The organism is Ascidiaceihabitans donghaensis (assembly GCF_900302465.1).
In the GTDB taxonomy this organism is placed as follows: domain Bacteria; phylum Pseudomonadota; class Alphaproteobacteria; order Rhodobacterales; family Rhodobacteraceae; genus Ascidiaceihabitans; species Ascidiaceihabitans donghaensis.
Map to the genome: position 1 here is coordinate 2,549,463 of NZ_OMOR01000001.1, position 15,458 is coordinate 2,564,920.

The window sequence follows — 15,458 nt, forward strand, 5'->3', positions numbered from 1 at the left end:
TATGGAATGGATCACCGCCCCCGGTTTGACAGAATACCGCGCGGCAGAGGTTTGGATGGAAGACCGCGTGGCACAGATAGCAGCAGGCACATCGCCCGAATGCATCTGGCTGGTCGAACATCCGCCGCTCTACACCGCAGGGACATCGGCCAAGCGCGAAGACCTAACCGATCCGGACCGATTTGCGGTGTTCGACACAAAACGTGGCGGACAATACACCTATCACGGCCCCGGCCAGCGGGTGGCCTATACCATGCTGGATGTGGGAAAGCGGGGGCACGATGTGCGCCTTTTCGTGCAACAGCTTGAGGCTTGGGTAATTGCGGCCCTGTCAGAGTTTAACGTCGACGGCCACATTCGTGATGGCCGTGTGGGCGTATGGGTTGAACGCCCCGACAAACCGCTCATGGCGGATGGCACGCTGGCTGAAGACAAAATTGCAGCCATCGGCATCCGGTTGCGCAAGTGGGTCAGTTTTCACGGTCTTTCCATCAATGTGGAACCCGATCTGGACCATTTTTCAGGCATCGTGCCATGCGGCATCACCCAACACGGGGTGACGTCCTTGGTCGATCTTGGCCTGCCGGTCAGCATGGACGACGTGGATGTCGCACTGCGGCGCAGCTTTGATCAGGTTTTCAAAACGGCTTAAGGTCTGTGGGCCCGACCCTAGGGGCGCAAAGCCTGCAACGCTTGCACTTCGTACCCGCGCAATGTCACCCGCGCACTTTCGCTTGCACAACACAACAACTCGGGAAACAGGTCCTGCAGCTCTAGGGCGACATCATCGTCGTGCAGCGCGGCATCATCCAGATGGTAGCTTTCGGTGGGCACCCCTTCCGCATAGATGATTTCATGTCGGTCCATCAAAATGTGGTAATATGTGACTTCTGCAACCGGTTTGCGGAAAATCGTGTCGCCGTTGCACAGCCCCTTTGCGCTGGCCAGCACCTCGTCTTCTCCGAACAGCATCTCCGCCCGCCAATCACTGATCAACATCCGGTGCGCCGGTGACACAATCAGCGGCGCCGCGTTGCCCAGCGCACCCTTGGCAATCACAACCGGAGCAAATCGTCCCCGACCATCCACAGTGCGCGACAAAACCGCCCGCACAGGCTGCGCCCCGTTGTCGGACGTCTGCAGTTTCATTTCTGTCGTCAGCTGTTCGACCGCGACAAGGCCTTGATCGGTTTCAATCATGGCACCGGCGGTGAAACAGGCGACATTCGTATTGTCAAATGTCAGGTCTGCTGCAGTCACGCCCGTTAAAGTGATGGCCCCGCCAAGCGCGGTGTTGTCGGTGAAATCTCCAACAGATTGGTTCAATACCCCGTCATCATTCAAATCTGCGCGCAGCTCGAAAATCGAGGTATAGTATTGATTGAGGTCCAGAAAATCATTGTTGGTTTGGTCGTTGTCATCCAGAACGCCGGAATTGCCCGCGTTGAAATCGGTGATCGTGTCATTGCCGTCACCGGGGTTGTAGACAAAGACGTCATCGCCTGCCCCGCCGGTCAGCACATCGTCGCCTGTGCCGCCCGTCAAAGTGTCATCGCTGGCCTCGATGGCAGTGATGGTAAGGTTATCAAGGGCAAGACTTTCGTTTGCGAGGGTGCTGTTGAGGTTTGTGCCCACACCCAACGTCACGGTTTGGGGCGGGTTGTCGATGGTGATCTGCACTTCCATCTGCGTATCAAGGGTACCCGTGCTGCCCCCCAATTCACCCGTCGCCGCGTTATTGAAATCAAACGTATATGTTGCGCCATCCGCGCCCACAAAACTTTGACTGGCAGGGGATGCGGTATCGCCTTCCAGATGCGAAATGCGAACCTCTTCCCCGTTGATCGTGATGATGAGGTCTTCGCTGTTCCAGCTGTCCAAAAGCAACGCATCAAAGTTAATCACAACCTGATCCGCGTCGCCCCCAAGGTAGAATGTTTTCTCGGTGGCGATGGTGCCATCTGCCCCGGAAAACGGCCCGAGGATGTCACCCAAGCTGGCGTCATTGGTTGTGGTGTTGTTGCTCCACCCTGGTGCGCCGTCTGAAAAGTCTTCGTCGAAAAGCACGGTTTCTGTATCGCCGTCGTCGCCAACCAGCGTGTCCGCGCCCGCGCCACCCGTCAGAACATCCGACCCGCTGTCGCCGTTTATGGCATCGTTTCCATCGCCCCCAAGCAGGCTGTCGTTCCCGCTGCCACCATCAATGCTATCGTTGTCAGCGCCGCCATCTAGCGTGTCGTCACCTCCATTGCCATCAATCGTGTCGTCGCCTGCGCCCCCGTCAATGGAATCGTCACCTTCTACGCCCGCAGGTGTGCCCGTGACCGAATACTCAGGCCCCGGTGGCATACCAATCATGTCCGTGGTCAGCAGGTTTTCTGCGGCGTTCCCTGTATCCGGCCCCGAAATCGTGGCAGATAATGTATCCCCGCCAAGATTCTCCCAATAGCGGATCTGGATGGTGTATGTCTCATTCGGATCAAGGACCACATCGCCAAAGCGCGTGGTTGTGCCTTGGTGAAAGTCATTGTTCAGATAGTCTAGCGTGCCGCCGGTTTGGTTTGCAAAACTGACGGGATTGCCTGCTGAATCAAATATCTGGATCGTAGACCCATCGTCCGAGGCCGTGGTCAGCCGGTACGTGCCCCCTGCCGTCGTGTTCAGCGTACTTGTATAAACAACGCCAAAATCTTCGGGATTGCCTGTGGTGCCGCGCACCGAATTGGTCAGCCCGCCTTCGTCGAAATCAGACACATAACCGGACCCGGTGCGCGTGCCGTCTTCGATGTCAAAGGCCTGTCCAGCCGCAGAGGTAAAATCCTTGTCGAAGGTTTCGAAATGCCACGCCCCTTCGACGGGTCCATCGCCACTTAACACGTCGTTGCCCGCGCCACCGGTTAAAGTGTCGTTGCCAAACCCACCGGTCAAGGTGTCGTTGGATGTGCTTCCCGTCAGCGTTTGATCGCCTTCGGTGCCCGGATTAGTGTTGTCGTTGGTCGCCATGGATTTTTCCAATCTCTGTCAGGTTCATTCACCTTTGAGAGCTGGATTAGGCGCAGAGTTGGGTCTGACTGGGTCCTGAAAGGTACAAATTTAGGGCAATTTTAACAAAATTAAGGCAATTGCCACGCCCCCCCCTTTTAACTGTGCTCGTCCGCAGTTGGGTCACGCAAACTTCGCAGCTCTGCCCGATTATCGCCCCTTTTCGCCGTTAACCACGTCGCTACGGATGTAAAGGAACACGCCATGCAAGATAAACTGGACGGGCTATACGTGACGGATCAACGCCACGACGCCACAAGCCATGATATGCCGCATATGAAAAGTATCACGCTGCAGAACGTGTCCCACTGTGCCGTGCCGCTTGGTCCGTTTCAAATCTGGTCACAGTACGAGGGGCTGTTGCATGAATTTTCATCCGATGATCGCCTGCGCGGGCGTGCCCGGATGAATTTGGCGGACCCAATGCCGCGCACACGCAACCGTGTGGACAACCTGATTTTGGTAAACACGGACACCCAAGAATACATCAGCACAGCAAAACTGGATGGTTTGCCTTTCGGTTTTCCCGGCACGGCACAAACCGGCGCATGGCACCATGAAACCCGGCCCCAAACAGACATGACCATTCCCTGTTTTACAGCAGGCACACGCGTCATGACCCGCAAAGGTGAAGTCCCCATCGAAGAGTTGCAGCCCGGCGATGCAGTCATCACCCGCGATGCTGGATTTATGCCCATCAAAGCCATCAGCCAACAAAGCTATTCACCCGCTGAACAACGTCTGAACCGCAATTTTCGCCCGGTCGTGTTGCCTGCCGGCAGCTTTGGCAACACCCGCGACTTGCATCTGTCGCCAGCTCACCGTTTGCTGATCAACGACCCTGCCGCGCAATACATGTTCGACGAACCCGAGGTGCTTGTCGCGGCCAAAACGGCGCTTGGTTACGGGATGGTACACCAGCAGGCCGCTGATTTCGACGTCACCTACTACCATATCCTGCTGGAACACCATGCTTTGATGCACGTGGAAGGTGTCTGGGTTGAAAGCCTGTTTTTGGGTGACATGCCAGAGAGGGTTCTGGACAATGGTAAGGTCTGGGCCGTGGCCGATGGTTTTGACATGGCAAATGCCGCACATTCCACCACCAGCCGTCCGGTTTTGCGCGGCAATGAGGCCCGTACCCTTATGGAACGCTTGCCGGACCGCACCGCAGATGTTGCACAAACCTGTGCACCTAACGCAGTCTTTATGCGCTCTGCCTAAGTGCTAGACACCGAACCTTAGGCAGCGACCATGCCTTAAGGCAGTGTTATTTTTGACCATCAAGGCGTTGCATGTTCCGTCTTTTGCCACATCAGTTTTCCAACCGGCGACCAGCGCCGCATGGTGGAACACCTTATTAAACAATCGGTACGTTTCCACATCGGAACTATATCGCACCGATTTCGCCCCAATTGTGCAGCTGAAAAGATGTCTGGATTGCGTGATTGTGCATATAAGGTTGCATCAGACCTGTCACATCGTCGCAGGTTTCAAGACGATAATCCCCACAAAGCCATAGATTACAACGCAAACCCCTGCTGACACGGATATTTTTCCGCTTTCAGGCAAGTTTCAGACATTGCCCAGTAACCATTCGTCCATTAGAACCGAGCGGAATCCCCACGTGACGCGGGAACCGTCGCGTGGATCACATCATTATCAGGAGGCACCGCATGGCAGACGCAGCCATTCACGGGCACGACCATGAAGACGATCGCGGGTTTTTCACGCGCTGGTTCATGTCCACAAACCACAAAGACATCGGTATTCTATACCTGTTTGTCTCAGCCTTCGTAGGCTTCATTTCTGTCGCATTCACCGTTTACATGCGCCTCGAGCTCATGGACCCCGGTGTCCAGTACATGTGCATGGAAGGTGCGCGTTTCATCGCAGATTCCGCCGCGACATGTACGCCAAACGGCCACCTCTGGAACGTTTTGATCACAGGCCACGGCATCTTGATGATGTTCTTTGTGGTTATTCCGGCGCTGTTCGGCGGCTTCGGCAACTACTTCATGCCGTTGCAAATCGGTGCGCCTGACATGGCATTTCCGCGCATGAACAACCTGTCGTTCTGGCTTTATGTCGCCGGTACAACATTGGCGGTCTGCTCTGTTCTGTCACCGGGTGGCAACGACCAGCTTGGGTCGGGTGTCGGTTGGGTTCTGTACCCACCGCTGTCGGTGAACGAAGGCGGCATGTCCATGGACCTCGCGATCTTCGCGGTGCACGTCTCTGGTGCCTCGTCCATCTTGGGCGCGATCAACATGATCACGACATTCCTGAACATGCGTGCCCCCGGCATGACATTGTTCAAAGTGCCGTTGTTTTCATGGTCGATCTTCGTCACAAGCTGGCTGATCCTGTTGTCTTTGCCGGTTCTGGCGGGCGCGATCACGATGCTTTTGATGGACCGTAACTTTGGGTTCACTTTCTTTGATCCAGCAGGCGGTGGTGATCCGGTCTTGTACCAGCACATCCTGTGGTTCTTTGGACACCCAGAGGTTTACATCATCATCCTGCCCGGCTTTGGCATCATTTCCCACGTCATCGCGACCTTCGCGCGCAAGCCGATCTTTGGCTACCTGCCGATGGTTTGGGCTATCATCGCCATCGGCGTGTTGGGCTTTGTTGTGTGGGCGCACCACATGTACACAGTCGGCATGTCGCTGAACCAGCAAGCCTACTTCATGCTGGCAACGATGGTCATCGCGGTGCCCACAGGGGTCAAGGTCTTTAGCTGGATCGCGACCATGTGGGGCGGCTCGATCGAGTTCAAAACACCAATGCTTTGGGCCTTCGGTTTCTTGTTCCTCTTCACTCTTGGTGGGGTCACAGGGATCGTTCTGTCTCAGGCCGCCGTGGACCGTTACTACCACGACACCTACTATGTTGTGGCACACTTCCACTACGTGATGAGCTTGGGCGCGGTCTTCGCCATCTTCGCGGGCATCTACTTCTACCTGCCGAAAATGTCGGGGCGTATGTATCCTGAATGGGCTGGCAAGCTGCACTTTTGGGCGATGTTCATCGGGGCCAACCTGACGTTCTTCCCACAGCACTTCCTGGGCCGTCAGGGCATGCCACGTCGTTACATCGACTACCCTGAGCAATTTGCTTACTGGAACGTATGGTCGTCTTACGGCGCATTCCTAAGCTTTGCGTCCTTCTTGTTCTTCTTTGGCATCATTGCCTACACGCTGCTGAAAGGTGCGCGTGTGACAGAAGCCAACCCATGGAATGAATACGCGGACACGCTGGAGTGGACATTGCCGTCTCCTCCCCCAGAGCACACGTTCGAAATTCTTCCAAAGCAGGAAGACTGGGACAAACAGCCAGGTCACTAGACTGACGCGGTCCACAAACAACAAAAGGCTCCAACGGCGGTTGGGGCCTTTATTTTTGACACCAACGTGTAGATCCACGTGTTCCATTTGCAGGTAAGCCCATGTTGCTGGCGTCCCCCCCCCACCCGATGCACTATATTTCGGCACCATAGGCGTCGTTTTTGGACTAGGTCTGGTTCTCGGTATGATGCGGTTGCGTCCGGCCTGGCATGCTTTGGGGATAGGTATCCTGTTTGCCAGCGTCGGCCATTTGGCCTTGTATTTGCACCTGCACGACACGGTATACCAAACGGATGCTGGAGTCCGGTTCATACCGCTTCCACCAGCCTCCCGACTTGCAACGCCTGGGCTTTGGTTCTTGGGATTTGCGCTATGGCTCTACCTCACACGCATGTGGATGGGTCAGCGGACACAACGACTTGTTCTTGCAGCCCTTTGGACGACGGTGACGTGTCAGATCGCCGCGTATTATGCCGAAAGTGGAACATACGATCCTCTCCCCCACACCAACCAAGAGGCCTTTCTTGAAGCTCTCAGACACAATGTAATATTGGGACATATCCATATCAGCGCCCAAGTGGCTATCGTGATAGGTCTGATGGTAATAGCATTGGCACCAGTTGTCTGGCGTATGCGGTTCGTCCCTCAAACCAAATCGTAAGGTGCATCTTGATGCACCTCTGCCCCAGAACGAAACGTCGCATGTTGCCAAATGAGGTCCAAAGCTATTGTTTGTAGGCAGCAATCACAGACATGCAGACATGCCATACCACTGGACCAACCCACCACATAGCAGCCCTGAAGTCATGCAGCTTTGGCCACATGAAAGCTTGCCGCCAAAAGGCATGGCTGCTTTCGTGCTGTCTACATTCACCTTGATCCTGATCCCGACATTGCCGCTGCTCGGATCGCCGATCCTTTGGGGCCTTTTGCCATTTTTACTGCTGGCGGTCTGGGGTATCTATTTTGCACTGCAACGAAACCACAAAGCGCGCCAGATCGTCGAAGTATTGACCCTGAGTGAGGATGCCGCGGTGTTGGTGCGGACAAATCCCAAGGGCGACCAACAGATTTGGGAATGCAACCGCTATTGGACACAAGCCGTGAAATACGAATCCGATGGCCCGGTGCCTCACTATATTACGCTGCGCGGCAACGGACGCGAGGTCGAAATCGGAGCATTCCTGAGCGAGGAAGAACGGATCGATCTATACGACGATCTTTTACGGGCGTTGAAACGCTGAACTCTGAAAAAAGGCGGGCTAAACCCCACCTTACCGTTTCAATCGCGTAAGGTGCACCTTGGTGCACCCGCAGCTTACGAACACAGACGGTCCTTAACCATTGGCCCCACTGCGCCGAAATCCATCTGGCCGGTGTATTTGGCTTTCAAAGCGCCCATTACCTTGCCCATATCGCGGATGCTGTCGGCGCCCACTTCCACAACGGCGGCCTCAACGGCGGCGGCGGCTTCTTCATCACTCAGTTGTTTGGGTAAAAACTCTTCAATAACCGCAATTTCCGCCTGTTCCCGTTCCGCCAAATCCAAACGGCCGCCTTCTTCATAAACACGTGCACTGTCGGCACGCTGCTTGGCCATTTTACCCAAAATCGCAAGAATATCAGATTCGGCGACACCTTCGTCTGCACCGCTAGCACGGGCATCGATGTCCTTGTCTTTGATGGCGGCGTTGATCAAGCGCAGCGTCGACAAGCGATCAGCCGCTTTGTCTTTCATCGCCTGTTTCAAATCCGTCGATATCTTGGTTCTCAAGTCCATTTTATGTCCCATCCCCACGGGTTGCCTCACAGCCTTGTACTCTACCGTTTGCCGCAGTGCAGCGCAACCTTCTGTAATTTTGCTAACCAATTGATTTAAAAGAATTTACAAAACACATATCCACTTGACCCGAACAGGCCACGGCATTAAGTTCCGACAAATTTGCTCAGATTCTGCAAGAGAGGCTCGCCCATGATCGCTTCCGCCCCCAACCGCCCCACCGCCTGTTTGGCTCTTGCGGATGGGACGTTGTTTTACGGCATCGGCTTTGGCGCAACCGGCGAAACCACAGCAGAGCTGTGTTTCAACACCGCCATGACCGGCTATCAGGAAATCATGACCGACCCGTCGTATGCAGGTCAGGTTGTGACGTTCACCTTCCCCCACATCGGCAACACTGGCGTCACTCCGGAAGATGACGAAACCGCAGATCCTGTGGCCGCTGGTATGGTTGTGAAATGGATGCCAACCACCCCGTCCAACTGGCGCAGCGCGGGACCTTTGGGTGACTGGCTGGCCACGCGCGGGCGTATCGCGATCGGTGGCGTGGACACACGCCGGCTGACCCGTGCGATCCGCCAGGCAGGCGCCCCTCACGTGGCGTTGGCCCACAATCCTGACGGAGAATTTGACGTTGAGGCGCTGGTCGCAAAAGCCCGTGCTTTTGCAGGCCTGGAAGGTATGGATCTGGCGCGTGAAGTCACCTGTGCCCAGTCTTATCGCTGGGATGAAATGCGGTGGGCTTGGCCCGACGGCTACACCCGTCAGGAAGCCCCCAAGCACAAAGTCGTCGCCATCGACTATGGCGCCAAACGCAATATCCTGCGCTGCCTTGCCTCTGCGGGTTGCGATGTGACTGTTCTGCCTGCCACCGCAACCACTGCAGACGTTCTGTCCCATAATCCCGACGGCGTGTTTCTGTCCAACGGTCCCGGCGACCCGGCTGCCACTGGCGCATATGCTGTGCCAATGATTCAGGGCGTTCTGAACCAAACCACCTTGCCCGTCTTTGGGATCTGTCTGGGGCACCAGATGCTGGCACTGGCACTTGGTGCGCAGACCGTCAAAATGAACCACGGCCACCACGGCGCAAACCACCCTGTGAAAGACCACGACACAAACAAGGTCGAAATCACATCCATGAATCACGGGTTTGCTGTAGATGCGCAAAGCCTGCCCGACGGCATCATCGAAACGCACACCTCGCTGTTCGACGGGTCGAACTGTGGCATCCGTATGAAAGATCGTCCGGTGTTTTCAGTGCAGCACCACCCCGAAGCCAGCCCGGGGCCGCAAGACAGCTTCTATCTTTTTGAACGTTTTGCAGAGGCCATGGCCGCACGCGCTTAAGCTTTTTAGCATTTTCAACACTCTATGGTTGAAAATGCTGCGCTTCATTAACAGAGCTTCCAAATTTTAACGGGCCATTAACCCTGCTCAGGCAGGAGCATTGGGTGACGCAGTTCATCCAAAGGCTTTCGACGTGAGTGATCCAAGGCTCAGATTTGCAGACCCGGCCAGCGTGGTGCCCGATGTGGCACCCGCCCCCTTCGGGCGGCATCTGGTGAATACGGGTGCAATCAGTCAAACTGATCTGGTCAATGCCATGGGACTTCAGGCGCGGATTGATGCGCGGTTGGGTGATATTTTGAAAGCTGACGGACTGATCAGTGATGACGTCATCCTTGATACATTGTCCAAACAATATAACGCCCAACGCATTGACCTAAACCAAGACCAGCCACGCCTTGGCATGGCAGATGCCTTGCCTGCCACCCTATGCCTGAAACACCGTGTTGTGCCATGGCTGTGGATCGGCAACACCCTTCTTGTGGCCACCAACGACCCTGGAAAATTTGACCATTTCCGCGCTTGTGTTGGCAGTTTACGTACCACAATGTTGCCCGTCATCGCGGACCCGATGCACATTCAAACCCAATTGGGTCGTCTTTATGGATTTGAACTGGCGCAAAAGGCTGTGGCCCGCGTGCCCAGCATCGAAAGCTGCCGCAATTGGGGCCGCAAAATTCCGAACCGCAACGGTCTTGCCATCGCAGTGTTCGGGGCGCTTTTGTTAAGTTTGCTGGTGGCACCCAAATTGATGATCGGGTTCGCAGTGGTCTGGGCTGTTTTCACCCTGATCATAACAACAGTGTTGAAAAGTGCCGCTTTTCTTGCGCAGATCGTGCAATCAGTTGCCCACAGTCCAGAGATATCGACCCTCGATCAAAACCAGTTTCGACTGCCGCGTGTGTCCATCATGGTTCCACTGTTGCGTGAAAAGGAAATCGCAGGTGCGCTGGTCAAACGCTTGTCGCGGCTGACGTATCCCAAATCCTTGCTTAACGTCGTTTTGGTGCTAGAGGCCAAAGACACCATCACACGCCACACCCTTGCAAATACCGAATTGCCCCCTTGGATCAGCGTGATCGAAGTCCCAGAAGCTGCGGGCCCAACCACCAAACCCCGCGCGTTGAATTACGCGCTGGATTTTTGTCATGGCAGTATCATCGGGGTGTGGGACGCCGAAGACGCCCCTGAGCCGGATCAGATCGAAAAAGTCGTTATGCGTTTCTACCAAGCCCCTGAAAGCACCGCATGTTTGCAGGGTGTTCTGGACTATTACAACCCGCGTACAAACTGGATTTCACGATGCTTCACCATCGAGTACGCAACATGGTGGCGGCTGGTGATGCCTGGCATGGCACGTCTTGGGCTTGTGATCCCTTTGGGTGGGACAACTCTTTTCTTCAAACGCGATATTTTGGAGAAACTGGGGGGGTGGGATGCACATAACGTCACCGAAGATGCGGATTTGGGGGTCCGGTTGGCGCGGCACGGATATGTCACCGAACTGTTGCCCACCGTCACCCATGAAGAGGCAAACTGCCGCGCGTGGCCGTGGGTCAGGCAAAGGTCGCGGTGGTTGAAAGGGTTTTTAATCACCTATTGCGTGCACATGCGGGCACCGGGACAGCTGATGAAAGACCTCGGGTTTGTGCGGTTTATGGGGCTTCAAGCGATTTTTCTGGCCTCGTTTTCGCAATTCGCCTTGGCCCCGCTTTTGTGGTCCTTCTGGCTTGTGCCTTTGGGCCTGCCCCATCCCGCGCAAGGGATGTTCGGGGCGGACCTTTTGGTGGCGATGATGTTCTTGTTTATTGGCGCTGAATTGCTGTCTCTGGCCATGGGGTTGGTGGCTGTGTCGGGGCGTCCTCACCGCCATTTGATGGCTTGGGTTCCAACCATGCCAGTCTATTTTACCCTTGGCGCTTTAGCCAGCTACAAGGCCCTCTACGAGATGATCACAGACCCGTTCTATTGGGACAAAACCGAACACGGTGTGGCACACCGCACCGATACGCCATCTGCCGACGCAGGCTGACCGCCAAGCCTTTAAGCTTTTAGCGCCTAGGCTTCTTCTTCGCGTCGCGCCGCATCCTGTTTTAAGCGGGTCATGAAAGCCACAGAAATATGTTCACGCAGCGCCGCACCTGCGGCCGCTTCGTCTTTGGCTTCAATCGCAGTGACAATGGCATCGTGTTCACGCTGTGCGATCGCCCCGCGCCCCTGAGCCGCCAGCGACGTGGTCGCCATCAGCGCCATCGTCCGATGCACCAAATCCAGCTGCTGCACCAGATAGCGGTTGTGTGACGCAAGGTGGATTTGTTTGTGAAAACGGCGATTTGCACGGGCCAGAGCAGCCGCGTCGTCCACAAGTGCATTATCTTGTTCGACCATGTGACGCAAAATACTGACTTCTTCCTCATTTGCGTGCCGCGCAGCCAAGGACGCCGCCAACCCTTCCAGTTCACGACGCACCACATAAAGCTCTGCCATTTGATTGTGATCCAGGGACGCCACAATCAGGCTCCGTCCGTCCCGCGCCAAAAGCGATTGGGTTTCCAGACGCTGCAAAGCTTCTCGGATGGGTGTGCGCGACACACCAAAGCGTTCCGCCAGTTCACTTTCCACCAAGCGGTCACCGGGCTTGTAGACCCCCACATCAATCGCTTCGAGGATCATGGAATAGGCGTCAGTGGGGTTCGATTTCATTGCAAGGATCCGATCACAAAAGTTCCATCACCTTAACGCACGTCAAGCGATGCGCAAGGCTTTGATCTTGCATGCAATACCATGCCTGCTATGCAAGGCCCCATGTTGCAAAGCGCCTTTTCCCATGTCCGTGCTTGGGTCTTCGACCTTGATAACACGCTTTATCCACCGACCGATCGTTTGTTCGATCAGATCGAAGTCAAAATGCGCGATTTTGTGATGGATGCGGTGGGTGTTGATGCCGTTGAGGCCGACAGGCTGCGGAAACATTATTGGCAGACCTATGGCACGTCATTGGCAGGTTTAATGCATGAACACGGTGTGCCGCCTTGGCCCTTTTTGCACGACGTGCATCAAATCGACTTAAGCCACATGACCAAAGACATGGCGTTGGCTGCAATGATAAAAGACCTGCCCGGACGCAAAATCGTCTACACAAACGGAACAGAGCCTTACGCGCAAAACGTGTTAAAAGCCCGTGGTTTAGGCGGCTTGTTTGATGCGGTTTATGGCGTTGAACATGCAAATTACGTGCCCAAACCCCGTGCCGAAGCCTTTCAACAGGTCTTTGCAACAGACGGCATAGACACACAAAACGCCGCGATGTTCGAAGACGAATTGCGCAATCTGGAAGTGCCCCATGCCATGGGAATGCGAACGATCCATGTCGCCGAAACCCGTCAAGATGCACCTTACCTGCATCATCACACCCATGATCTAACGGCGTTTTTGCAAGAGTTGACGGGGTAGGACAGGATGCCGCTTGGTCAAAAGGCCATACGCGCCCTAACTATAGCTTAATCGCTTCATGAATACGACAAACATAGGTGCGCACATGACCAACCAAACCTGCGATATCGTGATATCCGGTGGCGGCATTGCCGGGCTAACGGCCGCGGCAGCCTTCGGTGCTGCGGGATTTCATGTGATTTGCGTAGATCCAACGCCCCCGGTCACGCAACGTGACGCGGTCGGGGCGGATATGCGCACAACAGCGATGTTGCAACCTGCTCGCCGTGTTTTGCAAGACGCAGGTATTTGGGACCACATTGCGCCCTACTCTGCGGCGCTGCAAATCATGCGCATTGTCGACGCCGGCGGTCCAACGCCAACCGCGCGCATCACGAAAGAATTTAACGCCGCTGATATTTCTGATGCGCCCTTTGGGTGGAATTTTCCCAACTATATACTGCGCCGCGAAATCTTGAACCGGCTGGACCACCTCGACACGGTGGATTTCCGCCCCGGTACCGCCACAACCACCCTGTTCACCCGCACAAAAACAGCCCGGGTCGGGTTATCGGACGGCAGCAAAATCAACACAAAAATGGTGATCGCAGCCGACGGGCGCGCATCACCCATGCGGCAAGCGGCAGGCATTGACGTGACCACAAAACGCTATGGTCAAAAGGCGCTTGCCTTCGCGGTCACCCACACTGTGCCACATGAAAATGTGTCTACGGAAATTCACCGCACAGGCGGCCCTTTCACCTCGGTGCCACTGCCCGATTACGAAGGGAAACCTTGTTCTGCGGTGGTATGGATGGACGACGGCCCCAAATCACAAGCCCGCTACAATATGGATGTCGCCGCTTTCGAGGCCGAAATGACGACACGCAGCTGCGGCTTGTTTGGCCCTTTGACACTGGCATCAAACCGCACCATTTGGCCCATCATCAGCCAGACCGCGACCGAAATGCGGGGGCAACGGGTGGCGCTGATCGCAGAGGCGGCCCATGTTATGCCCCCTATCGGCGCCCAAGGTCTTAACATGAGCTTGCAGGACACCGCGACGCTTCTGGAATTGGCAAAAGCGAACCCCGATGGCCTTGGGGGTGCGGACATGCTGGATGCGTACCAAAAAGCGCGCCTGTCCGACGTGCGCCTGCGTGTGACTGGCATTGATCTGCTGAACAGAGCCAGCCAAGTTGCACACCCTGCCCTACGTGACGCGCGGGCCATGGGATTGAACGCCATCTACGGGTTGGGGCCCGTGCGCAAAACGCTGATGCAAATGGGATTGGGGACGGGAAAATAGCTGCAAACTCTGTGCAGCCCTTTCCCGTGCTTTAAGTGTGCCGAAAAACGGGAACCGTTTACAGCACCTGATCCACAACACGTCCCAAACGGTCCACCGTTGCTTCAACGTCATACAACTTATCCAACCCGAACAATCCGATACGGAAAGTTTTGAAGTCTTCGGGTTCATCACATTGCAACGGTACACCGGCTGCAATCTGCATGCCTTTTGCCGCAAAGCGTTTGCCGTTCTGAATGTCTGCATCCGACGTGTAGCTCACCACGACGCCCGGCGCACCAAATCCTTGCGCTGCCACAGACACCACGCCTTTGGCCGCCAGCATGTCGCGGACAGCGGTGCCAAGCGCCCATTGCGCGTCTTTCAAACGCCCAAACCCGTAGCTTTTGGTTTCCAGCATTGTATCGCGGAAGTCGCGCAAAGCATCCGTTGGCAAAGTTGCGTGATAGGCATGGCCGCCCCCGACATACGCTTGCATGATCGCGTACCATTTGCCCAAATCTATCGCAAAGCTGTCGGACTGCCTTTCGGCCATCCGCGCAATGGCACGATCCGACAACATCACCAAACCGGCACAGGGTGAGGCGCTCCAACCTTTTTGTGGCGCCGAAATCAACACATCGACACCGGTGGCCTTCATATCGACCCATGCGCAGCCCGAGGCGATGCAATCCAGAACCATCAAGGCACCGACATCATGTGCAGCAGCCGCCATGGCGGCTATATAATCATCGGGCAAAATCACACCCGCGGATGTTTCCACGTGCGGCGCAAACACAACATCGGGTTTTTGAGTGCGGATTGCCTCAACGACCTCTGCGATCGGGGCCGGTGCGAAGGGTGACACAGTTGCGTTGCCTGTCTGGCTGGCTTTTAAAACCGTGGTAGAGGCCGCCAAGCCCCCCATGTCGAAAATCTGGCTCCAACGGTAACTGAACCAACCATTGCGCACGACCAATACATCGGCATCCTTGCCGAACTGGCGTGCGACAGCCTCCATGCCGAACGTCCCGCCACCCGGCACCACAACCACTGCATCGGCGGCGTACACCTCTTTCAGCATGCTTGAGATATCGTTCATAACTTGCTGAAACGCCACGCTCATGTGATTCAGGCTGCGGTCGGTGAACACCACGCTAAACTCTTCAAGTCCGTTTGGATCTACCGTTTCAAGCAACGCCATTTGTCTGTTCTC

General features: G+C 55.5%; 12 protein-coding genes. 8 read left to right on the forward strand and 4 right to left on the reverse strand.

Annotation, left to right across the window (positions count from 1 at the left end):
• Position 1 precedes the first annotated feature (1 nt).
• A complete protein-coding gene (gene lipB, locus ASD8599_RS12720; RefSeq protein WP_108828882.1) occupies positions 2-652 on the forward strand; it encodes a lipoyl(octanoyl) transferase LipB in 651 nt (216 codons plus the stop codon).
• Positions 653-669: 17 nt separating this feature from the next.
• Here lipB and ASD8599_RS20505 read toward each other — a convergent pair whose 3' ends face one another.
• Positions 670-3,003 carry a Hint domain-containing protein gene (locus ASD8599_RS20505; RefSeq protein WP_108828883.1) on the reverse strand — a complete coding sequence of 778 codons (2,334 nt, stop codon included), beginning with the start codon at positions 3,001-3,003 and terminating at the stop codon, positions 670-672.
• A gap of 243 nt (positions 3,004-3,246) precedes the next feature.
• On the opposite strand from ASD8599_RS20505, the gene ASD8599_RS12730 reads away from it, so the two are divergent.
• From ASD8599_RS12730 to ASD8599_RS12745, 3 genes are all read left to right on the forward strand, one after another.
• Positions 3,247-4,266 carry a Hint domain-containing protein gene (locus ASD8599_RS12730; RefSeq protein ID WP_108828884.1) on the forward strand — a complete coding sequence of 340 codons (1,020 nt, stop codon included), beginning with the start codon at positions 3,247-3,249 and terminating at the stop codon, positions 4,264-4,266.
• 452 nt (positions 4,267-4,718) lie between these two features.
• Positions 4,719-6,392: a cytochrome c oxidase subunit I gene (gene ctaD, locus ASD8599_RS12735; RefSeq protein ID WP_108828885.1), complete on the forward strand. Its 1,674-nt coding sequence runs from the start codon at positions 4,719-4,721 to the stop codon at positions 6,390-6,392.
• Positions 6,393-7,153: 761 nt separating this feature from the next.
• The gene (locus tag ASD8599_RS12745; protein ID WP_108828887.1) at positions 7,154-7,636 is read left to right on the forward strand and encodes a DUF2244 domain-containing protein; all 483 of its coding nucleotides are present in this window, start codon (positions 7,154-7,156) and stop codon (positions 7,634-7,636) included.
• 74 nt (positions 7,637-7,710) lie between these two features.
• Here ASD8599_RS12745 and ASD8599_RS12750 read toward each other — a convergent pair whose 3' ends face one another.
• Complete coding sequence (locus ASD8599_RS12750; RefSeq protein WP_108828888.1) at positions 7,711-8,172, reverse strand: GatB/YqeY domain-containing protein; 462 nt, start codon at positions 8,170-8,172, stop codon at positions 7,711-7,713.
• A gap of 192 nt (positions 8,173-8,364) precedes the next feature.
• Between ASD8599_RS12750 and carA the strand changes: the two genes are divergently transcribed.
• Entirely contained in the window at positions 8,365-9,522 is a 1,158-nt protein-coding gene (gene carA / locus ASD8599_RS12755) for a glutamine-hydrolyzing carbamoyl-phosphate synthase small subunit (RefSeq protein WP_108828889.1), read from the forward strand.
• 100 nt (positions 9,523-9,622) lie between these two features.
• Entirely contained in the window at positions 9,623-11,554 is a 1,932-nt protein-coding gene (locus ASD8599_RS12760) for a glycosyltransferase (RefSeq protein ID WP_245926031.1), read from the forward strand.
• A gap of 26 nt (positions 11,555-11,580) precedes the next feature.
• Here ASD8599_RS12760 and ASD8599_RS12765 read toward each other — a convergent pair whose 3' ends face one another.
• Positions 11,581-12,225 carry a GntR family transcriptional regulator gene (locus ASD8599_RS12765; RefSeq protein ID WP_108828890.1) on the reverse strand — a complete coding sequence of 215 codons (645 nt, stop codon included), beginning with the start codon at positions 12,223-12,225 and terminating at the stop codon, positions 11,581-11,583.
• Between the two features lie 102 nt (positions 12,226-12,327).
• Here ASD8599_RS12765 and ASD8599_RS12770 point away from each other — a divergent pair, with 102 nt between their 5' ends.
• Positions 12,328-12,975, forward strand: a complete 648-nt coding sequence (locus tag ASD8599_RS12770; protein ID WP_108830167.1) for a pyrimidine 5'-nucleotidase — start codon at positions 12,328-12,330, stop codon at positions 12,973-12,975.
• A gap of 85 nt (positions 12,976-13,060) precedes the next feature.
• Positions 13,061-14,263, forward strand: coding sequence for a UbiH/UbiF family hydroxylase (locus ASD8599_RS12775; RefSeq protein WP_108830168.1), 1,203 nt, complete (start codon positions 13,061-13,063; stop codon positions 14,261-14,263).
• 58 nt (positions 14,264-14,321) lie between these two features.
• On the opposite strand, the gene ASD8599_RS12780 is transcribed toward ASD8599_RS12775, so the two are convergent.
• Positions 14,322-15,446, reverse strand: a complete 1,125-nt coding sequence (locus tag ASD8599_RS12780) for an aminotransferase class V-fold PLP-dependent enzyme (RefSeq protein WP_108828891.1) — start codon at positions 15,444-15,446, stop codon at positions 14,322-14,324.
• Positions 15,447-15,458: the final 12 nt, after the last annotated feature.

Coding starts and splice junctions, on each gene's coding strand:
- ctaD (WP_108828885.1), top strand. CDS start 4,719: ATGGCAGACGCAGCCATTCACGGGCACGACCATGAAGACGATCGCGGG.
- lipB (WP_108828882.1), top strand. CDS start 2: ATGGAATGGATCACCGCCCCCGGTTTGACAGAATACCGCGCGGCAGAG.
- ASD8599_RS12780 (WP_108828891.1), bottom strand. CDS start 15,446: ATGGCGTTGCTTGAAACGGTAGATCCAAACGGACTTGAAGAGTTTAGC.
- ASD8599_RS12775 (WP_108830168.1), top strand. CDS start 13,061: ATGACCAACCAAACCTGCGATATCGTGATATCCGGTGGCGGCATTGCC.
- carA (WP_108828889.1), top strand. CDS start 8,365: ATGATCGCTTCCGCCCCCAACCGCCCCACCGCCTGTTTGGCTCTTGCG.
- ASD8599_RS12750 (WP_108828888.1), bottom strand. CDS start 8,172: ATGGACTTGAGAACCAAGATATCGACGGATTTGAAACAGGCGATGAAA.
- ASD8599_RS12745 (WP_108828887.1), top strand. CDS start 7,154: ATGCCATACCACTGGACCAACCCACCACATAGCAGCCCTGAAGTCATG.
- ASD8599_RS12770 (WP_108830167.1), top strand. CDS start 12,328: ATGTTGCAAAGCGCCTTTTCCCATGTCCGTGCTTGGGTCTTCGACCTT.
- ASD8599_RS12730 (WP_108828884.1), top strand. CDS start 3,247: ATGCAAGATAAACTGGACGGGCTATACGTGACGGATCAACGCCACGAC.
- ASD8599_RS20505 (WP_108828883.1), bottom strand. CDS start 3,003: ATGGCGACCAACGACAACACTAATCCGGGCACCGAAGGCGATCAAACG.
- ASD8599_RS12765 (WP_108828890.1), bottom strand. CDS start 12,225: ATGAAATCGAACCCCACTGACGCCTATTCCATGATCCTCGAAGCGATT.